The organism is Hymenobacter nivis, assembly GCF_006439025.1.
Classification (GTDB): Bacteria; Bacteroidota; Bacteroidia; order Cytophagales; family Hymenobacteraceae; genus Hymenobacter; species Hymenobacter nivis_A.
This window is the reverse complement of the sequence record NZ_RCYZ01000007.1, coordinates 289,537-311,013: the sequence shown is the minus strand read 5'-3', so window position 1 is coordinate 311,013 and position 21,477 is coordinate 289,537. Positions and strand designations below refer to the sequence as shown.

Here is a 21,477-nt window from a genome sequence, read left to right as displayed (position 1 = left end):
GGCGGCCCCGCTGGTTGCGGAGCCGCCGGTACGGCGCAGCTTAAGCGGGGCGGGGCCCCGCGGCTGGCTAGTTGGCGGGCTGGGTAGCCGGGGCGGGCGTGGCCGGGGCCGTAGCGCCGGGGGCCGCCGCACCCGGGGCCGGGGCCGTGGGCGCTGGCAGGGCCGGGGCGGCGGGCAGCTTGGTTTCGAGGGCGCGCTGCTGGTTCACGCTGCGGGCGGGGCCGGCCACGCCTTGGCCCAGCATGTGGGTGCCGAGTGAGAGCACCACCAGGGCAATGGCGAAGCCCCAGGTGAGCTTTTCGAGCAGGTCGCCGCTGCGCTTCACGCCAATCATGCTGGCCGCACCGCCGGCGCTAAACTGGCCGGACAATCCGCCGCCCTTGGGGTTTTGAGCCAGCACTACCAGCGAGAGCAGGAAACACACAAGCAGAATCAGGATAATTAAGGCAGTGTACATCAGGAGAAAGGAAACAGCGGCACCTAGCGGGCCGGGGGTTGCAATTGGTGAATTTGGGCCGCAAAGTACGCCATTTTTTCCGGCTGCTTCACCATCAGGCGTTCGTAAATCTCAATGGCCCGGGCGGTTTTGCCCTGCCGCGCCAAGATTTGCGCCAGGCCTTCGGAGGCAAGCTCGGTTTCGGGGCGGGTGTTGCGGACGCTCAGGTCAACTTGGGCCCCGGAGCTGGGCGGCAGCATGGCCGGGCGTGTGAGGCGCGGCTGCCGCCGCAAAAAGGTGTTGATGAGGTCGATGGACGAGGGCGCATCCGGCGGGCGGTGGGCCGTCCAGTGGTCGAGCAGCAGCGCGTCGGGGGCAAAGAACTCGCCCGTGGGCGGCAGCGCGGCCGCGGGGCCCTGGGCGGCGGCGGCGGCCTGGTCGTCAGCGTCCCAGGAATTTCGCAGCTGCACGGCAAAACCCAGGCGGCTGCCGCCGTCCAGGCCGTAACCCAAGGCCGCATCGCCGGTGAAGTCGGCCGCCGTCAGGGGCCGCGCGCGGGGCTCGGCCGGCAGGAGTGCCGCCGGGGCCGGGGCCAGCGCCAGCGTGGAGGCCGCCGCGGCCCACTCGTCTACCAGGCCCGGCAACTCGTATACGGGGGCCACAAGCACGGGCGCTTCCAGCAAATCAAATTCTACCCGGGCCGCGCTGGCCGCTTCCGGCGGGTGGATGGGGGGGGCTACGGCCGGCAGCTCGGGCTCCTCAGGGGCCCCGGCCGGCTCATCCGGAAGCGGCTCGGGGGCCGGGGCGGCCGGCAGGTCGGTTGCTGCCTGGGCAGGCTCGGCCGCTGGTTCCGCCTGGGCGACTGATTCCTTTTCCGCGGCCGGGGTCAGTATTTCTTGGCCGGCCGCTAGGGGACCATCGGCCACTATTACTTCAGTTGGCGCAGCCTCTGCCGGCGCAGCTTCGGATGCTGGGGCCCCAACCGACACTTCTTCGGCTGGCGCTGTTTCGGCCGGTACCTCTGCGGCCGGCGCAACTTCGGGTGCTAGGGCCCCGGCTACTGCCTCCGCGGCAGCTGCTTCCAGCATTGGCTCCGCTAGGGGCAGGGCCAGGGCTTCCGCCGCTTGCTCTTGTGTCGCTGCTGAGCCCTCCGCTGCCGAAGTTTCGGGGGCCGAAGCTTCAGGAGCCGAAGTTTCTGGCGTCGGGGCCGCTGCCGGGGCGCTAACCGCTGCCACCGGCGTGGCTTCAGCTACATCCTCGGGCTCGGCGGGGGCAGGCACTGGGCCGGCAGCTGGGGCCTCAACAGGAGCTATTGGCTCCGCGGGCGCGGCTTCCGCGGGGGTAATTTCTGGTACGGCGCTGGGGGCCCCAATGGCCGCGGGCACAGCTTCCGCGGAGGGGATTTCTGGTGCGGCGCTGGCGGCCTCTGCGGGGGCTACCTGCTCGATGAGGCGGCGCAGCAGCTCGCGGTCGGTGGCGTAGGTGGCGGCGCGGCGCAGGCGCTGGCTGGCCAGCATGGTGCCTTGGTCGTGGGCGGCTTTGGCCAGCAGCAGGTGGGCCGTCTGGCAGTAGGGAAACGCCTGGGCCAGCTGCTCCAGCTCGCGCACCTCCGCCGGCGCAATGGCCGTGGGGTGGTCGAGGACGTGCAGAAGGGCGGCGCGGGTCATATTGCTTAGCTATGAATTGAAAATTATGAATTATAAATTAATAAGCTGCGCCATAAATCCGGCGGCGGTCCGCCTTGAAAGGGCGTCATCCGCAACTTTTAATTTATAATTACGCAACTACCAGTTGGCCACCGATTTATTGAAAATATCGGTGATGACGTTGCTGGTGATTTTGCGCACCGCCGTCTGGTCGTTGTTCACGGATGCTACGTCTTGGGTCGAGGGGAAGTCACCGAAGCTCTGGAATACTTGGTCGAAGCTCGCCTTTTCGTCCTTGCTGTTCACAAAGCGCACCTTCACCTGAATGGTGAGGCGGCTGGAGCCGGCCAGGTCCACACCTTCCACCTTTTGAATGGCGGCCGGGGCGTAGTCGTAGGCCACAATGCTGCCGTCGAACTGGATGTCGCCGTCGCGCGGCACCAGTTTCAGGCTGGTGTTGCGCTGGAAATAATCTTTCAAATCCTCCGTGAACCGCTGCGTCAAAAAAGCCGGCGCGTTGGGAGCAGTAGTTTGAATGGTTTGGATGGAAAACGTGCGAATGGCCGGGTCGATGTTGGTGCCGTTGAACGAGTACACTCCGCAGCCCGATAGGCTCAGTACCAAGCCAATGGCCAGCAGCTGGTACGTAACGGCGCGCCTAAACTTGCTCCAGGTCATATTGCTTGAGTTTGCGGTACAAGGTGCGCTCGGAAATGCCCAGGTCGTGGGCGGCGTACTTGCGCTTGTTGTGGTGCTTGCGCAGGGCCTTAAGGATCATCTCCTTCTCCTTAACGTCGAGCGAGAGCGTTTCTTCTTCGGTTTCGTGCGAAATGTCTTCCACCGGCTGCACCTCGTCGTCGTAGTCGTCGGCCTCGGCGTGCAGGCCCGGGCTGGCCGGGGCCCCCAGGAAGTACTCGGCCCCCGGGGTGCCGTCAAACCCGTTGGCGGCGCTGGGGGCCCCAGCAGCAAACAGGTGGCTGTTTTGGCGCAGCAGTTCCTGGGCGTCGTGGGGGCGCTGGCCAGCGGCCAGCTCCAACACCAGCTTCTTGAGGTCGGTCATGTCGCGGCGCATGTCGAACAAGATTTTGTACATCAGGTCGCGCTCCGAGTAGCCGCCGAGGCCCTCGGCCGCGCCGCCGGCGCCCAGCAGCATGGGCAGCTGGCTGGTTTGGGCGGTGGGCAGGTACTTGGCCAACTGGCGGGCGTCGAGTTCGCGCTCCATTTCCAGCACCGAGATTTGCTCGGCGATGTTCTTGAGCTGGCGGATGTTGCCTGGGAACCGGAACCGCGTGAGCAGCTGCACCGCGTCGGGCGTCAGCGAAATGGGTTTCACCCGGTGCTTCTCCGAAAAGTCGGCCGTGAACTTGCGGAACAGCAGGTAAATGTCCTCGCCCCGCTCGCGCAGCGGCGGCACCGTAATTGGCACCGTGCTCAGGCGGTAGTACAGGTCCTCGCGGAAACGGCCGTTGCGCACATTCTCCAGCAGGTTCACGTTGGTGGCGGCCACCACGCGCACGTCGGTTTTCTGCACCTTGCTGCTGCCCACGCGGATGAATTCGCCGTTTTCGAGCACGCGCAGCAGGCGGGCCTGGGTGCCGAGCGGCATCTCGCCAATCTCGTCGAGGAAAATGGTGCCGCCGTTGGTCACCTCAAAGTAGCCCTTGCGCGCCTCGTTGGCCCCTGTAAACGAGCCTTTTTCGTGCCCAAACAGCTCCGAATCAATCGTGCCCTCCGGGATGGCGCCGCAGTTGATGGCAATGAACTGCCCGTGCTTGCGCGGCGACAGCGCGTGGATGATCTTCGAAAAAGACTCCTTGCCCGACCCGCTCTCGCCGGTGATGAGCACCGTCATGTCGGTAGGGGCCACCTGCGTGGCTACCTGAATGGCGTAGTTCAGCGCCGGCGCGTTGCCGATGATGCCGAACCGCTGCTTGATGGATTGAATTTCTTGCGGAGTCAATTTCAGTTGTCGGTTGTTAGTTGTCCGTTGTCAGTGAAATAGGCCGGAAGATCTTCGGCAACTTGAGACGTTTGGGACGACTGAGCGAGAGAACGATAGTAACGGATGAAGCCTTGTAAAAGCTTTTTGCAATCAGTTAAAGCTGATAATTCGTCTTGCAGCGTTTGTTCGCTAATGTAGTTTAAGTCATGGGCGAGGTAGAGTTGCGTTTCTACCTCAAACAAAGAACCCCGAGCGATAAACAAGAATTGGATGGTATCTTTTGTGTGCTGACGACCACAGCCTTCGGCAATGTTTGAGGGTACCGAAACAGCCGCGCGTCTCAGTTGATTAGTCAAGCCAAATAATTCATCTTTAGGAAATTGTCGGGTTAATTCGTAAACCCGCTTAGTCATTTCTCTACTTTTAAGCCAGACACTTAAATCGCTGTAAGACCTCTCCATAAAGAACTTGCTAACAACTGACAACAAGCAACTGATAACTAAGCTACCGCCTCGCCCAGCAATGTGCTGGCGCTGCTGCTGTGCACGAGCACGTTCACGTAGTCGCCTTTCACGAAGTCTTGTTTTGGGAAGATGACGACTTGGTTTTGGCTGTTGCGGCCGCTGAGGTGCTCTTTCGAGCGTTTCGAGAAGTTCTCGACCAACACCTTATGCACTTGGCCAACGCCGCGCTTATTGCGTTCGGCGCTGTGAAGTTGCTGAATGTCAATAAGTTCCTGGAGGCGGCGCTTCTTGGTTTCGAGCGGAATATCATCGGCCAGCTTGCGGGCGGCCAGCGTGCCGGGGCGCTCCGAATAGAAGAACTGGTAGGCCATGTCGTAGCGCACAAATTCCATCAGGCTTTTTGTGTCCTCGTGCTCCTCCTCGGTTTCGGAGCAGAAACCGGCAATCATGTCGGTGCTGATGGCGCAGTCGTCGCCCAGGATTTCGCGGATTTTTCGCACCCGGTCCTCGTACCAGGGCCGGTCGTAGGTGCGGTTCATCAGGGCCAGTACGCGTGAATTGCCGCTCTGGGCGGGCAAGTGAATGTACTTGCAGATGTTCTCGTGGCGCGCCATGGTGTGCAGCACCTCGTCGGTAATGTCCTTGGGGTGCGAGGTAGAGAAGCGCACCCGCAGCGCGGGGCTGATAAGGGCCACGCTTTCGAGCAGCTGGGCGAAGTTGACGTGCTCGGTGCCGTCGGCGCTGGTCCATTTATAGGAGTCTACGTTCTGGCCCAGCAGCGTTACTTCCTTGTAGCCGGCGGCCACCAAGTTGCTGGCTTCCTGCAAGATGCTGTGGGCGTCGCGGCTGCGTTCGCGCCCACGGGTGAAGGGCACCACGCAGAACGAGCACATGTTGTCGCAGCCGCGCATGATGCTGATGAAGGCCGACACGCCGTTGGAATTGAGGCGGACGGGCGTGATGTCGGCGTAGGTTTCCTCGCGGCTGAGCAGCACGTTCACGCCTTTTTGGCCGCCGTCGACCTGGCTGATGAGCTGAGGCAAGTCGCGGTAGGCGTCGGGGCCCACCACGAGGTCCACAATTTTTTCTTCCTCTAAGAACTTGCTTTTCAGGCGCTCGGCCATGCAGCCGAGCACGCCCACCAGCATGCCGGGGCGGCGCTTCTTGTGCGAGTTGATTTGCTTGAGGCGCATGCGCACCGTCTGCTCGGCCTTCTCGCGGATAGAGCAGGTGTTGAGCAGCACGAGGTCGGCGGTGGCCAGGTCCTCGGTCAGGTCAAAGCCCTCGTCGTAGAGGATGCTCGACACGATTTCGGAATCCGAGAAGTTCATCTGGCAGCCGTAGCTCTCGATGTAGAGCGAGCGGGGGCGGCCCGTGCGGGTAGCGGCGCTCACGCGCACCTCGCCGCTCGGGGCGTGCTCGGGGGCAGCGGCTTTATCTAAAAAATCGAGGGTCAGCAGGGGTTGGGACATGGCAAAGGCCGCTTTTCGACGGGCCGCAAAGATACGGCTTCCCACCGGAAAATGACAGAATGGCAGGGAGGGTCAATTAACAGTTAGTAGTTAACATTTAATAGTTAGCGCGTTGCGCCGTGCCGTTTCGCTGCGCAAAAGGGCAGGTGCCGCTTAGCGCATCAACAATGTTAAATGTTGATTGATGATTGTTAAATGATACTTGTGCCCAGCGCTTCTAACAGGCCCTGGGCTTTGAGCAGGCACTCGGCGTATTCCTGCTCGGCGTCGGAGTCATAGGTGATGGCCGAGCCCACCTGGAAGCTGAGGTAGCCGGTGTCGGCGCGGTATTGGAGGCTGCGAATCACTACGTTGAAGTCGAAATCGCCGCCGGGGCCCACCCAGCCGATGCTGCCGCTGTAGAGGCCACGGCGGCTGCGCTCGTAGCCCTCGATGAGCTGCATGGCGCGCACCTTGGGGGCCCCGGTCATGGAGCCCATCGGGAAGGTGGCGCGCAGGATTTCGGGCAGTGCCACGCCCGGGCGCAAGTCCGCTTCTACGGTTGAAATCATTTGCCACACGTGGCGAAACGGGTAAAGGCCAAAGAGTTCGGGGACGCGCACCGAGCCAGTTTCGGCCACCCGGGCCAGGTCGTTGCGCACCAGGTCCACGATCATCAGGTTTTCGGCGCGCTCCTTTTCGTCGGCCAGCAGGGCCTGGCGCTGCTGCGCATCGTCGGCCGGGGTGGGGCCCCGGCGACGGGTGCCTTTGATGGGCTGGGAGAGGACGGTGGGGCCCCGGCGGGCCAAAAACCGCTCGGGCGAGGCGCAGAGCAAGTAGTGGTCTTGCCAGCGCACGAAGCCCGCAAACGGGGCCGGCGAGGCCGCGTTGAGCCGCCAAAACAGGTCCGTGGGGTTGAGCTGCACGTTTTCGGCGTAGAACTCCTGGCACAGGTTCAGCTCGTACACTTCGCCGTTGAGAATGTCCTCGCGCACCGCCGCCACGGCGCGCAGGTAGTCGGCCCGGGGCAGGCGCGGGCGCAGGGCGGGCACCCGCGGCGGGGCCCCGGCAGGTAAGGCTGTGGCCAGAATTGCGGCTACTATTCCGGCGGAAACACCGTGAATTTCCACGGTTTCGATCTGCCACACCAGCCAGGTTTCGGGCGTGAAGAAGTGTAGCTGCGGCCAGTCAAGGGCCCTAAAGTTCGCGCTGGTCAGGGCTTCAATCTCGTTCTTGAGGTCGTAGGTGAGGAAGCCGCAGCGCGGGGCCCCCGCCGCGGGCCGGGCCAAATAATCTTCCAGCTCGGCCAACGAACTAGGGGCCCCGGGGGCTGCGGCCGCCACCGCCAGCAGCCGGCCGAAGGGGCCCCGGGGGTATTCCAGCTGGCCGCTGTGCTCAAAATATGCGCAGTGCGGAAACTGCGCCGCCCACTGCAGGGCCCGCCGCCGGAACTCGTCGGGCGAAATAGGTAGCTGAGCTAAATGAATGGTAACAAACTGTTCCAAAACGAACTAATGAAAAGGCTACAGCCCGCGCAGCGCCAGCTTGGCCTTGGCGTCGGTGCTGTTTTTGTACTCGTGCTTGGGCGAGTGAAGGGCTTGCTCGAAGTAGGCCTTGGCTTGCGGGCGCTGGCCGGCAGCCCGGGCCAGGTAGCCCAGCTCCAGGGCGGCCTGGGGCCCAAAGTAGTAGGCGTTCTCGCCGGCCTGGGTAGAAATAGCCAGCGTTTGGGCGTAGGCTTGGCGGGCCGAATCGGGGCGGCCCAGGCCCTGGTAGGCGCGGGCGTAGCGGTAGGGGCCCTCCAGGCGGTCGCGCAGGGGCGTGGCGGCCGTGGCCCGGAAGGCGCGCAGTGTGGCCAGCGCCGGGCGGTAGTAGCCGCCGTCGAGCTGCAAGCGGGCGCGGGTCAGGACGGGGTTGAGGTTCTGGGCGTTATGGTAGAAGCGCTGGGCGTAAGCGTCTTCCTCCACCATGGTGGGGCCCGCCAGGTTGATTTGCTGGCGGTAGCGCTCTATTGCTGCCGCCGGCTGCCCGCCCAGCCAGGCCGCTAGGTAGAGCTTAAAGGCGGCGTCTTTGCGGTAGTTCTGGCCCCGGTATTCGCGCAGGAATTGCAAATTCTCGCGTTCCGAACCGACGTAATCGGCTTGGTAGAGCAGCAAGTCGCCCGCCAGGTGGTGCAGGTAGGCGAAGGGCAGGTAGGCCGGGCCGGTGGGGCGGGCGCGGTAAGCGGCGAGGGCGGAGGCCGTTTGGTGCTGGCGCTTGAGCACGGTGGTGGACACGTAGGCAAAGAGCAGGTTATCGGGCTGCTGGGTGGGCAGCAGGGCCGCCAGCCGCAGCGCTTCGGCGGGCTGCTTGAAGTACGTTTCGCGGATGAGGGCCCGGAACAGCTGGCTCTCGGCCTGGAAGGCGTGGGGCTGGTCGGCGGCCTGGCCGAGGTTGGCGAGGCCGGCGTCCACGTCGCCGGGCAGGCCCAGCAGGCGCAGCAACCAGTGGTAGCCCGGGGGCAGCGTGCCGAGGGCGAACTGCCCCAGGCCCAGCGTGGTGCGGGCCGGCACGAAGCCCGGGTACTGCTGCGCCAGGGCCTGCACCTGCTGGTAGGCCCGGCGCAGTTGCCAGGCCCCCAGCACTTCGTGCCCGAAGCCCACATGCTCCAGCCCCAGGTGCAGCCGGATTTCGGCGCGGGCGTAGTCGCGCCAGGGCCCCGCGGGGGCCCCGTCCAGGGCGTCGAGCCGGGCCTGCTGGCCGGGTACTAGCTGCGCATAGCGGGCTGCGTCCTGGGTGGCCAGCAGCTCCACGAAGTCGGCGCAGTCGGCCACCAGCAGGGGAGCGGGTGCCCCGGGCGCGCGGGCCAGCTCGGGCGCCAGCAGCTGCCGGGCGGCGCCGAGGCGCAGCTTCAGCACCTCGGCGTAGGCGCGCTGGCTGCTGGGCGGCAGCTGGTTATCGGCCGCGGCGGCGGTGGCCGGCGTTGGTGTGGGGTCCCCGGGCAGTTCACCGCTGGCGGGGCCCTGCGGCGCGAAGGCCGTCAGTAACCACAGGCCCAGCAGGGCCCCCAGCGCCTGGGCGGCCGACTGGAAACGGCGGAAGAAGTGCCTAAGGCGTAATTGAAACATGGAAGGGCCGGTCAACAAAAAAGGAACGGCGCGGGGCCGTTCCTTTTCCTTATTCTTCCCAAGTAAGGGCCGCGCAGGGCCCCGCTTGGTTAACTAAACGTTGGCGGTGGCGCGGCCTTCCACGTCGGCCAGAATGCGGCCGCAGTGCTCGCACACGATGATTTTCTTGTGCGAAATGATGTCGGCTTGGCGCTGGGGCGGCACCGTGTTGAAGCAGCCACCGCAGGCGTCGCGGCGCACCAGCACCACGGCCAGGCCGTTGCGCACGTTGCCGCGGATGCGGGTGTAGGCCGTCAGCAGGCGGGGCTCCACCGGGGCGGTGGCTTCCTCGCGCTGGGTGAGGATGCCGCGCTCTTCCTCTTCGTTTTCGGCGATGATGGTGTCCAGCTCGCCCTTTTTGGTGTCGAGGTCCTTGCGGCGCTCGTCGAGCTTGCTCTTGGTACCGGCGATTTCGGCGTTTTTCACGTCGATCTGGTACTGCGATTCTTTGATTTTCTTGTCCGAAATCTGGATTTCGAGGCGCTGCAGTTCCATTTCCTTGGCAATGGCTTCGAACTCGCGGTTGTTGCGCACGTTCTGCTGCTGCTCGTCGTATTTCTTGATGAGCGTTTCGGCGTCTTTGCTGGCTTGTTTGCGGCTCTTGATGAAGTCGTTGAGGCCCTGAATGTCCTCGTCGAATTTCTTCACGCGCACTTCGTAGCCGGCAATCTCGTCTTCGAGGTCGCGCACTTCCTCGGGCAGGTCGCCACGCACGCGCCGAATTTCATCGAGCTGGGAATCAAGGCGCTGCAGGGCAAGCAGGGCTTCCAGCTTGGTGGCTACGGGAACATCGGCGTGGGCCAGGGCGGCAGCTTTAGCAGTCATAGTGAACGGGATTCGTAGGAGTCTCAGCGAATAAGACCGCAAAAGTACGCCCAAAACCGGCCAGGAGCAAATCGCGGAATACCTCGCCCGTGAACTGCTCGCTCTCGAAATGGCCCACGTCGCAGAGCATAAGCCGGCCCTCGGCCCCGAAAAACTCGTGGTACTTCACGTCGCCCGTCACGTAGGCGTCGGCCTCGGCCGCCCGCGCTGCCCCGATGAGGAACGCGCCCGCCCCGCCGCACAGCGCCACGGTTTTTATGTCCTTTTCGAACGCCGTGAAGCGCACCACTGGCACGCGCAGTTGCTGCTTGAGCAGGGCCCGGAAGGCGGCGGGCGCCAGGGGCCCCGGCAACTCGCCCACCAGGCCGGCGCCCACGTCCTGGTGCGTGTTTTCGAGCTTAATGAGGTCGTAGGCCACTTCCTCGTAGGGGTGGGCTTGGCGCAGGGCCCCCAGCACGGCGGCCTGGCGGTGCAGCGGCAGCAGCACTTCGAGGCGGGTTTCGGGCACGGTTTCGGGGCGGTTTTCCTGGCCGATGGCGGGGCGGGTGCCCGCGCCGGGCGTGAAGGTGCCCAGCCCATCGGCGCGGAAGCTGCACGCCGCGTACTGGCCCACCTGGCCGGCACCGGCGGCGTACAGGGCCCCCAGCACGCGGCCGGCTACGTCGGCGGCCTGGTCCTCGGGGCGGTTGGGCACGTAGGTGGTGAGGCGGGCCAGCCGGCCGCTCTGCGGGGCCAGGGTGCGGGTGTTGGTCAGGCCCAGCTTCTCGGCCAGCTTGTCGTTCACGCCGCCGCGCACGTTGTCGAGGTTGGTGTGGGCGGCGTAGATGGCCACGTCGTTTTTCAGGGCCGCCATAATGGTTTGCTCCACCTCGTTGGCCCCGGTGAGGCGCTTGAGGGGCCGGAAAATGACCGGGTGGTGGGCCACCACCACGTTGCAACCGCGGCGCACGGCCTCGGCCACCACGGCCGGCGTGCAGTCGAGCGTGATGAGCACGCCCGTGATTGCGGCCTGCGGGTCGCCGCACTGCAGGCCGGCGTTGTCGTAGCTTTCCTGGTAGGCGAGGGGCGCGGCGGCTTCGAGGAGCTGGGCCAAGTCGTGAACGGTAGGCATTGCGAGTAGGTGTTGATTCGGTGTTAATCGACCAGGCACTCGCCCAGCGCCTCCACGTAGCGGGCCACGTTGGCGGCCAGCTCGCGGCGGTGGTATTGCATGAGGTAGCGCGGGTGGTCGAGGACGATAATTTTTTTGAACAGGCCCAGCTCGTCGTTCAGCTTGTTGAAGAAGAGGCCATTGCGCTTGCCTAGGCTGATGGCCACGTCGGCGCGCAGGCCTAGCTCGTTCACCTGCTGGCGCAACGAGCGCTGCATGTCGGGCCACAGGGCTTTGGTGAGGTTGGGCGCGTCGTAATAATTGTAGTTCAAGCCGTTGCGCAGTAGCACCAGCGGGTACACCGAGCCCAGGTAGAAGTGCTGGTAAAACGCCGCGGGGCCCCCCAGCGCCGCCACCACTTGGTACACAAACTGGGTTGAGATTTCGGGCCGCTGCCGGGGCAGGCCGTGCGCAATGCCGCAAAACTCGGCCAGGGCCCCCGGGTCGGTGAAGGCCACGCCGGTGCGGCCCATGCCCAGCCGGCCGGGGTTGATGCCCAGCACGGCCACCCGGGGCCGGTTGTCGGCGTAAAATTTGTGCGCAAATTGGCCGAGCAAGTCCTGCACCGCCGGCTCGCGGAACGGGCTCAGCGCCTCCACGCCGCCGGGCAGGGCCCCGGGCAGCGGAAACGTGGTAAGAAAGCGCAGCAGGCGGTCGGCGAAGGTGGGCATGGGGCAAAATACGGGCGAAATCAGCGCAGCGGCAGCACCACGGCCACCGCGCCGGGGCCCAGGCGCACGCGGCTCAGCAGCGGGTACAGCGCCTGCCCGTGCCGGTGGTGGGCGGCAAACTGAAACCCGTCGAAGAGCAGCAAAAAGCTGCCCTGTAGCAGCAGCGATTGGCCGTAGCCGCGCCAGCGGTTAGGGTTGTCGGTGGCGGGGTTGCGGCTCTTTTCCAAGAAGTACGCGCCGGTGGCCAGGTAGGCCACGTCGAGGCCGGCGTTGAAAAGGTACAGGTTTTCGGTGCGCCCCTGGGCGCGCACGGCGCCGGGGCGGTCGGCGGCGGGGCCCCCAGGGGCGCGGGCGGCGCGGCGAGCGGCCAGCAAGCCGGGCACGGCCAGCGCCAGGTTCACGGCGCCCCAGCCAATGTTCATCTGGTGGAAGTAGTGGGCCGAGCCGTCGGTTTGGCCCGTGGCGATGCCGCTGACCAGCAAGTTGCCCGCCGCCCAACCGCCCAGCACGAGCAGCCCGCGCTGGTCGAGGCGGCGGCGCTCGGCGTCGAACCTGCCCAGGGGCCCCGCCGCGGCGGGTGGCGGCACGGCGGGGTGCAGCGTGTCGGTGGCCGGTTGGGCAGCCGATCGAGCAGCCGATTGAGCAGCCGATTGAGCAGCGGCGGGGCGGGCGGCCAGGGGCCCCAGCAAGGCAAGCAAGAGGAGAAAAAAACGCATGGGATGGGTCCGCGGCAGGCAAGAATGCCGCAACGGTGCCGCAAGCAACCACGCAGCCGCCGGTTTGTGCGGGCGGGCCGGCGGCGGCCGTACTTTTGCAGGCCGTTGCTTTGGCACATTGCCCCCGTATGCCCGCTGGATTCGCTTTTCTGTTGCTGCCGTTTTCCTGGCTCTACGCGGGCGTGCTGGCCGTTCGCAACTGGCTGTACGACCGGGGCTGGAAGCCGTCGGTGGCCTTCGCCGTGCCGCTGGTAGGCGTGGGCAACCTGCGCGTGGGTGGCACCGGCAAAACGCCCCACGTCGAGTGGTTGCTCAACGAACTGCTGCGCCAGGGCCACCGCCCGGCCGTGCTCAGCCGCGGCTACGGCCGCCGCACCCGGGGCCCCCGCCTGGCCACGGCCTCCGATTCGGCGGCCACGGTGGGCGACGAGCCCTGGCAATACTTTGAGCAGTTTGGGCCCCGGGGGGTGGCCGTGGCCGTGGCCGAAGCCCGCCGCCTGGGCGTGGAATTGCTGCTGCACGCGCACCCGGAAATCACCGTTGTGGTGCTCGACGACGCCTACCAGCACCGTGCCGTGCGCCCCGCCCTGAACGTGTTGCTCACCGAGTGGGCCCGCCCGTTCTACGCCGACCGTGTGCTGCCCGCCGGCCGCCTGCGCGAAAGCCGCGCCGGGGCCCGCCGCGCCGATATTATCATCGCCACGAAATGCCCGCCCGGGGCCCCGGCTGCTGCCCGCGCCGCCGTGGCCCAGCGCATCGACCGCTACGCCCGGCCCGGGGCCCCGGTGCTATTTTCAAGCTACGAATACGGCCCGCCGCAAGCCCTGGCCGCGGCCACCAGCCTGCCCGCGCCGGGCGGCCCGGCGCTGCTGCTCACCGGCATTGCGCAGCCGGGGCCCCTGCGCCAGCACCTCGAAAGCCTGGGCTACGAAATAGCCTTTCACGCCGATTTTCCCGACCACCACGCCTTCGCGCCCGCCGACCTGGCGACGCTGCGGGCGCACTGGCGGCCCGGGTGGCCTATTTTTACCACCACCAAGGACGCCGCCCGGCTGGCCGACCCCGCGCTGGCGGCCGCGCTGGCCGGCTTGCCCCTCTATACCATTGCGGTGCAGGCGGCGTTGAGCCCCACCGACGCGGCTGTGCTGCGCGCCCGGCTGCCCGCCCCGCCGGGGCCCCGCGCCGCCTGAAGCCCCGCACCCGCTTACCCGTTTTTTCGCCCTGCCCGGCCTTGCGCCGCTTAGCTTTTGCCCGTTTGCACTACTTCCTTTTCTTTCTGCATTTGCTGAGCCGCGGCGGGTTCGCCGGGGCCCTGCTGCTGGCCGGGGCGCTGCTGGGGCCCCTGGCGGTCCGCGCCCAAGTCGTCGATGACTCGACCAAGGTGCTGTACGGGCCCAAAACCACCCGCGTCATCTATGAGGCCGAGGTGCTGCGCGACTCCACGGCCGGCACGACCGTCGATACCAGCCTGGTGAAGCTGCCGCAAATCCGGTTTTGGATGCACGATTCCACGTTTCAGCAGGACTTGGGCACGGTGGGCTCGGCCACGCGGCCGCTGCTTTACCAGCCCAACCTGAAGCTGGGGGCCCGGCTGGGGCGCAACGTGTTCGACAAGTACGCCCGCGAGGGCAGCGACATTCCGTATTACGACAGCCGCTCGCCGTATTCGTTTTTCCGAATTTTGCAGTCCACTTCGGGCGAGCAGGTGTTTGAAATCAGCTACAGCCGCAGCCTGAAAAAGAACTTCAGCGTGGGGGCCGCCTACGAGCGCATCGCGTCGAACAAAATCATCGGCACCACCTCGGGCGCCGTGGGCGGGGTGGGCCTGGTGGAGCACAACAACCTGCTGTTTTTTACCCGCTACCAGTCCGAAAACGGCCGCTACCGCCTGCTGGCCAACATCAGTACCAGCCGCCACCGCGCCGTGGAGCAGGGCGGCGTATACCCGCGCGACACGGAAACCGTCACCGACGCGGCGAATTACCCTGGCAACCTGTTCAACTACTCCAGCGAGCGGGTGTACCTCACGCAGGCCCAGAACACCGAAGACCGCGACCAGTTCCACGCCTTTCAGAGCTACCGGCTGCTGGGCCGGGGCCTGACGGCCTACCACGTACTCGATTTCAAGCACCAGTTCAACAGCTTCTCCGACGGCCTGCTGCCGCGCGACCCCGTTACTACGAAGCTGCTGTTTTACCCGGGCACGCCGCTGCGCACCCTCACCAGCACCCTCGACCGCGTCGATTACAAGCAGGTAGAGAACACCTTCGGCCTACTGGGCCACACCGATGCACTGGGCAACACCGCCGTGGAATACCGCGTGTATGGGCGGCTGCGCAACGCTTTTCTCAACGCCTATTCCGACCAGCCCTACGTCATTCAGCCCACCACCGTGAGCGGGGTGCCCACGGCCGCCACCCGGTTGGAGCAGGTGCAAAGCCGCAGCTATACCCAGGGCTTCGTCGGCGGCACGGCGGCCTTCAACTACCGCAGCATCTACGCGGTGGAAGTAGCCGGCGAACTCAAACTGCCTGAGCTCAACCAGCTCACTACTATGCCCCTGACGGCCATCCAAAATAGCGAGTACTGGCTGCGCGGTACGGTGCGCACAGGGCCCCTGTCGGGCGAGGTGCTGCTGGCCTCGTACTCGCCCACGCTCACCCAGCGCGAGTTTACCGGCAACCATTACCAATGGAATAACGTGGACGGCAGAGGCGACCCCAGTATCCCCAACACGTCAACCCAGCAGTTCACGGGCCGGCTGAAACAGGCGCTGCCGGGCTTTGCCGACCACCTGTTCGAGGCCAGCGCGTCGTTGGTGAACTTGGTTAATTACGTGTACTACGACCAGCGCGGGATACCCAATCAACTTGCTGCCTCCAAGCAGTTAATTATTGGCTCGGCTCGGCACCGGGTGCGGCTCGGGCGGTTCGGGCTTGATAACCAGGGTACGTACACCAGCGGGGCCGGAAATGAGGGCGCTGCTCTGCGCATTCCGGCCCTCGTCACCGAGTCGCGGGCGTACTACCAGAGCTACATTTTTGGCCGGGCCATGTTCACGCAGGTGGGCCTGGAGTTCTACTATCAATCCCGGTTCAAAGGCTACAACTACAGCCCCAGCACGCAGCAGTTCTACTTACAGGATGATTTCACCATCCGCAACTACGGTGTGGCCAGCGCCTTTTTCGCGGCCGATATCAAAACCGTGTCCGTGTTCCTAAAGGTGCCTTACCTCAACCAGGGCCTGGCCGGGCAGGGTTATTTCGCCTCGCCGTTCTACCCCGCCTACCCCCGCCGCCTCCAGTTTGGGCTGAACTGGAAGTTCTTCAACTAATTCGTTGGCAGTAGTGCGAATTAATTAATTACTGAGCGGTTTAGGGAAATTAATTGGGCGGAATAATTAATTCGGGCCCCCATTTTATGAAAGAGAAAACCATCCTGAAACTTAAGCTGAATACCGACCCGCGGTGGGTGGACATTGCCAGCAAAAACATCGAGGATATCCTCGTCGACCACGCCTGGTGCGAGCAGAAAGCGGCCAGCACCGGCATCAGCATGATCATCCACTACCCCGAAAAAACCCGGCTGGTGGACGAGCTGACGCTGCTCGTGGCCGAGGAGTGGGGACACTTCGAGCGCGTGCTCGACGAGCTGCGCAAGCGTGGTTTCGCGCTGGGCCGCCCGCGCCGCGACGAGTACGTGGTGCAGCTGCTGGCCCACGTGCGCAAGGGCGGGGCCCGCGAGCGCCAGCTCCTGGACCAGCTCCTCGTGTCGGCCCTCATCGAGGCGCGCAGCTGCGAGCGGTTTAAGCTGCTCTGGAAGCACATTCCCGACCCCGGCCTCAGCCAGTTCTACTACGAGCTAATGGTGTCGGAAGCTGGCCATTTCGTGAGCTACGTCGACCTAGCCAAAGAATACTGCGCCGATTACGACGTGGACGCCCGCTTGCAGGAACTGCTAAAAATCGAGGGCGACATCGTAACCAACCTGCCCGTGCGCGACGACCGGATGCACTAATCGCGTACGCGCGAAGTAGCGCCAAGTGTAAAAAGGAAGTCTCGCCAAGTAGTGCAATTACAGCTACTTGGCGAGACTTCCTTTTTACACTTGGCGCTACTTCGCGCGTTGGTTATTCGGCGGGTAAAATAGTGCCGCTTACCTCGCCAAAGCCGATGCGCACGCCGTTGGCCTCGGCGTAGGCGCGTAGAGTTACGGTGTCGCCGTCGAGCAGGAAGGCGCGGGTAGTGCCGTCGGCCAGGGGCACGGGCTGGGTGCCGCGCCCTGCCAGCTCCAGCAGCGAGCCGAAGGCGTCGGGGTCGGAAATGGTGCCCGAGGCGCACACGTCGCCCACCTCTAGGTTGCAGCCGTTGGAGGTGTGGTGGGCCAGCTGCTGGGCCATGCTCCAGTACAGGCCCTGGAAGGTGGGGCGGGCCAGCACCGTTTCGGGGCCCCCAGCGGGCGCCAGGGCGGCTTCGAGCTGGATGCTGAAGTGGTGGTCGCCAACGGTTTGCAAGTAGGGCAGGGGCGTGGGCTCCTGCACGGGCCCGGCGGTACGGAAGGGCTCCAGCGCGTCGAGCGTGACCACCCAGGCCCCCAGGCTGCTGCCGAAGTTCTTGCCCAGGAAGGGCCCCAGCGGCGCATACTCCCAGCTTTGCACGTCGCGGGCGCTCCAATCGTTGAACAAGCACAGGCCGAAGATGTGATTCTCGGCTTCCTCGGTGGCTACGGGTGTGCCCAGGGTAGAAGCGGTGCCCACGATAAAGGCCATTTCCAACTCAAAATCGAGCTGCTGGCTGGGGCCGAAGCTGGGCGCATCGCCACCCGGCAGCAGCATTTGCCCCTGGGGCCGGCGGATGGGCGTTCCGCTGGCCACAATGCTGCTGGCGCGGCCGTGGTAAGCCACCGGCAGGTGCCGCCAGTTGGGCAGCAAGGGGTTTTCGGGGCCCCGGAACATGGTGCCCACGTTGGCGGCGTGCGTGAGGCTGCTGTAGAAATCGGTGTAGTTGGCGGGTTTTACGGGGCGTAGCATGGCCACGTCGCGCTGACGGACTAGGGCGGCGCGGGCGGCCTCGGGGTGGTCGCGCAGGTCGGCATTGTCGTGGCGCAGCAGCTCGCTCACGCGCTGGCGCACGGCCCGCCACGCCGGCCGCCCCAGCCGTAAAAATCCGTTCAGCGAGCGGCGGCGGAATACCCGCGGCTGGGCGTCGCCCAACTCGGTGAGGTCATCGAAAAAGCCGAACGAGCTGAGTACGTACAAATCGAGCACGTAATCGCCGATGGCCACGGCCAGACGGGGACCCCGCTCGTCGGTTTCGAACACGCCGAACGGCAGGTTTTGGATCGGGAAATCGTGCTGGAACGGAATGTCAATCCAGGCGCGCAGGCTGGGGTCGTTCAGGGCGGAAGCGGACATGCAAAGGAGGTAAGCCCTTACAAACGAATACCCCGGGTTCGGGTTGCGGAAGCGGCACGCTGGGCGTGGCCTTCGCAACCCGAACCCGGGGCAAACCGGTGTTGGCGAGTGGTTTACTTAGCCTCTACGGCCGTGATTTCGGGTACGGCTTTGCGCACGGTGTCTTCAAGGCCAGCGCGCGTCATCGGCGACATGGGGCAGGCCCCGCAGGCGCCTTCCCATTCGAGCTGGAGCACGCCTTCGGCGGTGATGTTGGCCACGCGCACGTTGCCGCCGTCGGTGGCCAGGTAAGGGCGCAAATCGTCCAGGGCGGCTTCGATGCGGGGCAGCAGGGGATGGTCGAGGGTCATTGGGGTGGGATTAAAGCAGGCTAGCGCTGCATTTCTACAACGGTCGTTTTGGGTGCAATGTTGTTGCGAATACTCACTTGCCGAGCTACGGCCTCGGCTAGGTTAGCAAAGGCCTGGCCGACGGCCGACGTGGCATCGAGTACGGCGGGGCGGCCCTGGTCGCCGTCCTCGCGGATGCTCTGCACCAGCGGTAGCTGGCCCAGCAGGGGCACGTCGTGCAGCTGGGCCAGGCGCTGGCCGCCGTTTTCGCCGAAGATAAAGTATTTATTGTCGGGCAGCTCGGCCGGCGTGAACCAGGCCATGTTCTCAACGATGCCCAGCACGGGCACGTTGATCTGGGGCTGGCGGAACATCTGGAGGCCCTTCTGGGCGTCGGCCAGGGCCACGCGCTGCGGCGTGGTCACAATCACGGCCCCGGTCACGGGCACCGATTGCACCAGCGTGAGGTGAATATCGGAGGTGCCGGGCGGCAGGTCGAGCAGCAGGTAATCCAGCTCGCCCCACTCCACTTCCGTGATGAACTGCTTGAGCGCCGACGAGGCCATGGGGCCCCGCCACACAATGGCGCTTTCGGCCGGAGCCAGGAAGCCGATGCTCATCAACCTCACGCCGTAGGCTTCGATGGGCTGGATGAGGTTTTTGCCGTTGGGGCCCTGGAACACGTGCGGGCGGGCGTCCTCCACCCCGAACATCAGCGGCATGCTGGGGCCCGAAATGTCGGCGTCGATGAGGCCCACTTTGGCGCCCGAGGCGGCCAGCGCCACCGCCAGGTTGGCCGTGACGGTGCTTTTGCCCACGCCGCCCTTGCCCGAGGCAATGGCGATGATGTTCTTCACGCCAGGCAGCAGCTCGTTGCTGTTGCGCAGCGTGGTCACGCGCGAGGTCATGGTAATCACCACGTTGGCGTCCTTGTCCACCATCGTGTGGATGGCGCGCTCGCAGGCGTCGTGGATGAGCTGCTTGAGGGGGCAGGCGGGCGTGGTGAGCACCACGGTGAAGGCCACGGTAAGGCCGTCAATGTGCACGTCCTCAATCATTTTGAGGGTCACCAGGTCCTGGCCCAGGTCGGGCTCCTCCACGTAGCTCAGGGCCTTAAAAACAGCTTCTTCGGTTATTGGCATCTTGGAAACGGCACCCGTTGGGGGCGCTCTGCAAAGATAACCCGTGGGCGGGGCCGTGGGTTCGGCCCCGCCGGGTTAGTTATTCGCCGTGGGGCCCCGCCGGCACCGCGGGCTGTGAGGCCAGCACGCCGGCCGGCACCTCCAGGGCCCCGGTGTGGAAGTTGATAAGGCCGTTGCGCTCGTCCTCAATGTTGGTGGCCTGGGTGTACACGTCGCCGGCAATGGAGCGCTGGCGCAGCTCGTGCTTGAAGGCGCGGATGCTGTTGGTGCGGGCCTCGGCGTCGGCGGGGCCCCCGTAGTCGGAGAAGCCGAAGCCGCCCCACTCGCTCACAATCAGCGGCTTCTGGCAGCGGTAGAAGAACGGGTCGCCCACCACGAGCGGGAAGGCGGCGGTGCCGTCGAGCTCGCCGTGCACGAGGCGGTCGAGCAGCTCTTGCCAGCGGCTCAGGTCGGGGGTGTAGAGGTGGGCCGTGAGCAGGTCGGACTGCAAGCGGCCGTGGTCGGAAATGTGGTGCCAGCCGTCGTTGTCCACCACTAGAAACTGGGGGTGGTTGATTTGCATGTAGTGGTACATGTCCACGATGTAGGCCCGGGTTTCGGGGTTCGTGGCGATGTCCTGGCAGCCCCAGTCCTCGTTGTACAGGCTCCAAATCACCACCGAGGGGTGCGACTGCATCAGGGCGAGCATGCGCAGCAGCTCGGCGCGGTGGTTTTGGCGGCTGCGGGTGGTGGAGCTGTGCGGGCTGGGCACTTCCACCCACAGCAGCAGGCCCAGCTCGTCGGCCAGGGCGTACAGGCGCGGGTCGATGCCGGCGATGTGCACGCGCACCAGGTTGCAGCCCAGCTCCTGCATGGCGTAGAAGTGGCGGCGGATTTCCTCGTAAGTAGCCGTGCCGGGCTGGTACAGGATGCCGTCGAGGTACACGGGCGCGTTGTTGAGGTACACGCGGCTGCCGCGGCTCTCGATTTTGCGCAGGCCGAAGTCCGTTTCAATCTGGGCCGCGTAGCCGTCCTGGTCGATGAGCTGGGCCACGAGGCGGTACAGGTTGGGGGCCCCGGGCTGCCAGAGGCGCGCCCCGGGCAGCTCCAGCACCACGCGCTGCTCGCGCTGCCCGGCGGCGAGGCGCAGCGGGAAATCGGCGGTGGCCAGCGGGCTGGGCGCGCTCTCGATGCGCTCAAACACCTGGAGGCGCAGGGTGTAGAGCCCCGGGTCCTGGATGCGGGTGCTGAGGTTGAAGCGCACCAGGCGGTCCTCAATCACGCTGTCGACGCCCACGCGCGAGCGCAGGCGGTTGCGCTCCACCATTTCCAGCCACACGCTGCGCACGGCCCCGGTCTGGGTTTGGTACCAAATGCCGCCGCGCTTGTACACGTGCGATTCCTGCTTGCCGCGGGGCCGCTCGGCGTCCATCGTATCGGCCACGCGCACCGTGAGGCGGTTGACGGGCTGGAGCAGGCCGGGCCGCAGCTCGAACGAAAACGAAGTGTACTCGCCGTAGTGCACGTCTTCGCCCTCGATGGTGCGCAGCAAATGGCCGTTCAGCCACACGCGAGTTTCGTAGCCGCACGCCCCGAAGGTGAGCTGAAACAGCGAGTGCTTGTCGGCGGCGTCGCGCTGGGGCAGGTAGAATTCGCGCTCGTACCAGGCCACCACCTGGTCTTGCCACACGGCGGGCTGGGCCTGGCCTTTGGCGGCGGCCATGTGCTCCTCCACCGAGCCGGGCCAGCTGGCCACGCCCTCGTAGGTGTGGCCCAGGGCCCAGTCGTCGTTCAGGCCCACGTCCTGGTGGTCCACGGCGAAGCGCCATTCGCCGTCCAGCAGCAGGTAGTTGTTGTCGCGCACCACGGCGCGGGGCAGGGGGTTGGCCAGGTGCGGGTCGTGGCTGAGGGTCGAGAAACCGTAGTTAGGGGTGGGAGGGAGCATGGATAGGAAATAAGGACGAACAAATAGCAAAGGCCGCAAGGTGGGCAAAAACCACGAAACGAACTAGGAAAAGTTATAGTGTACCGGTGATAAGAAAAGGGTAGGGCCCCGGGCGAGAAAATCCCCAATAGCGCGTTAGGCTGACGAAAGAAGCCTCTTTTCCGCGCTGGCCACCCAATCGGTTGGGCTGGTCAACGGAAAAGAAGCTTCTTTCGTCAGCCTGAC

The 21,477-nt window shown here is 65.2% G+C and carries 19 protein-coding genes; 3 read left to right on the top strand and 16 right to left on the bottom strand.

The genetic code is table 11. From position 1 onward, the window contains the following. Positions 1–67: 67 nt before the first annotated feature. The 12 genes from secG to EAH73_RS17175 all read right to left on the bottom strand — a co-directional run bounded on the left by secG (position 68) and on the right by EAH73_RS17175 (position 12,444). Positions 68–457 carry a preprotein translocase subunit SecG gene (gene secG / locus EAH73_RS17230; RefSeq protein ID WP_140468665.1) on the bottom strand — a complete coding sequence of 130 codons (390 nt, stop codon included), beginning with the start codon at positions 455–457 and terminating at the stop codon, positions 68–70. Positions 458–480: 23 nt separating this feature from the next. Next, positions 481–2,103 (bottom strand): hypothetical protein, encoded by a 1,623-nt coding sequence (locus EAH73_RS17225; RefSeq protein ID WP_140468664.1) that lies wholly within the window; start codon positions 2,101–2,103, stop codon positions 481–483. 117 nt (positions 2,104–2,220) lie between these two features. Beyond that, a complete protein-coding gene (gene lptE / locus EAH73_RS17220; RefSeq protein WP_140468663.1) occupies positions 2,221–2,760 on the bottom strand; it encodes an LPS assembly lipoprotein LptE in 540 nt (179 codons plus the stop codon). Beyond that, positions 2,741–4,042 (bottom strand): sigma-54-dependent transcriptional regulator, encoded by a 1,302-nt coding sequence (locus EAH73_RS17215; protein WP_140468662.1) that lies wholly within the window; start codon positions 4,040–4,042, stop codon positions 2,741–2,743. Before EAH73_RS17215 ends, lptE begins: the two co-directional genes overlap by 20 nt. A gap of 2 nt (positions 4,043–4,044) precedes the next feature. Next, complete coding sequence (locus tag EAH73_RS17210) at positions 4,045–4,485, bottom strand: four helix bundle protein (protein WP_140468661.1); 441 nt, start codon at positions 4,483–4,485, stop codon at positions 4,045–4,047. Positions 4,486–4,523: 38 nt separating this feature from the next. After that, positions 4,524–5,960 carry a tRNA (N6-isopentenyl adenosine(37)-C2)-methylthiotransferase MiaB gene (miaB, locus tag EAH73_RS17205; RefSeq protein ID WP_140468660.1) on the bottom strand — a complete coding sequence of 479 codons (1,437 nt, stop codon included), beginning with the start codon at positions 5,958–5,960 and terminating at the stop codon, positions 4,524–4,526. A gap of 191 nt (positions 5,961–6,151) precedes the next feature. Beyond that, positions 6,152–7,444 carry an anthranilate synthase component I family protein gene (locus EAH73_RS17200; protein WP_240047309.1) on the bottom strand — a complete coding sequence of 431 codons (1,293 nt, stop codon included), beginning with the start codon at positions 7,442–7,444 and terminating at the stop codon, positions 6,152–6,154. Positions 7,445–7,462: 18 nt separating this feature from the next. Next, positions 7,463–9,043: a tetratricopeptide repeat protein gene (locus EAH73_RS17195; RefSeq protein ID WP_140468659.1), complete on the bottom strand. Its 1,581-nt coding sequence runs from the start codon at positions 9,041–9,043 to the stop codon at positions 7,463–7,465. Between the two features lie 93 nt (positions 9,044–9,136). Further along, complete coding sequence (locus EAH73_RS17190; protein ID WP_140468658.1) at positions 9,137–9,907, bottom strand: zinc ribbon domain-containing protein; 771 nt, start codon at positions 9,905–9,907, stop codon at positions 9,137–9,139. Further along, positions 9,897–11,018, bottom strand: a complete 1,122-nt coding sequence (locus tag EAH73_RS17185) for a Nif3-like dinuclear metal center hexameric protein (RefSeq protein ID WP_140468657.1) — start codon at positions 11,016–11,018, stop codon at positions 9,897–9,899. The genes EAH73_RS17190 and EAH73_RS17185 overlap by 11 nt, the downstream gene beginning before the upstream one ends. A gap of 23 nt (positions 11,019–11,041) precedes the next feature. Continuing rightward, positions 11,042–11,728 (bottom strand): uracil-DNA glycosylase family protein, encoded by a 687-nt coding sequence (locus EAH73_RS17180; protein ID WP_140468656.1) that lies wholly within the window; start codon positions 11,726–11,728, stop codon positions 11,042–11,044. A 20-nt stretch (positions 11,729–11,748) separates the two neighbouring features. Then, positions 11,749–12,444, bottom strand: coding sequence for a DUF6992 family protein (locus EAH73_RS17175; protein ID WP_140468655.1), 696 nt, complete (start codon positions 12,442–12,444; stop codon positions 11,749–11,751). Positions 12,445–12,572: 128 nt separating this feature from the next. Here EAH73_RS17175 and lpxK point away from each other — a divergent pair, with 128 nt between their 5' ends. From lpxK to EAH73_RS17160, 3 genes are all read left to right on the top strand, one after another. Further along, positions 12,573–13,634, top strand: a complete 1,062-nt coding sequence (lpxK, locus tag EAH73_RS17170; RefSeq protein ID WP_140468654.1) for a tetraacyldisaccharide 4'-kinase — start codon at positions 12,573–12,575, stop codon at positions 13,632–13,634. A 65-nt stretch (positions 13,635–13,699) separates the two neighbouring features. Continuing rightward, positions 13,700–15,778: a putative porin gene (locus tag EAH73_RS17165; protein WP_161599586.1), complete on the top strand. Its 2,079-nt coding sequence runs from the start codon at positions 13,700–13,702 to the stop codon at positions 15,776–15,778. An 86-nt stretch (positions 15,779–15,864) separates the two neighbouring features. Further along, positions 15,865–16,461, top strand: a complete 597-nt coding sequence (locus tag EAH73_RS17160; RefSeq protein WP_140468652.1) for a tRNA-(ms[2]io[6]A)-hydroxylase — start codon at positions 15,865–15,867, stop codon at positions 16,459–16,461. 112 nt (positions 16,462–16,573) lie between these two features. Here EAH73_RS17160 and fahA read toward each other — a convergent pair whose 3' ends face one another. The 4 genes from fahA to EAH73_RS17140 form a co-directional block, all read right to left on the bottom strand. Then, a complete protein-coding gene (fahA, locus tag EAH73_RS17155) occupies positions 16,574–17,857 on the bottom strand; it encodes a fumarylacetoacetase (RefSeq protein WP_140468651.1) in 1,284 nt (427 codons plus the stop codon). Between the two features lie 113 nt (positions 17,858–17,970). After that, a complete protein-coding gene (locus EAH73_RS17150; protein ID WP_070741633.1) occupies positions 17,971–18,207 on the bottom strand; it encodes a NifU family protein in 237 nt (78 codons plus the stop codon). A 20-nt stretch (positions 18,208–18,227) separates the two neighbouring features. Then, positions 18,228–19,328 (bottom strand): Mrp/NBP35 family ATP-binding protein, encoded by a 1,101-nt coding sequence (locus tag EAH73_RS17145; RefSeq protein WP_140468650.1) that lies wholly within the window; start codon positions 19,326–19,328, stop codon positions 18,228–18,230. 79 nt (positions 19,329–19,407) lie between these two features. After that, the gene (locus tag EAH73_RS17140) at positions 19,408–21,252 is read right to left on the bottom strand and encodes a glycoside hydrolase family 2 protein (protein ID WP_140468649.1); all 1,845 of its coding nucleotides are present in this window, start codon (positions 21,250–21,252) and stop codon (positions 19,408–19,410) included. Between the last annotated feature and the right edge of the window lie 225 nt (positions 21,253–21,477).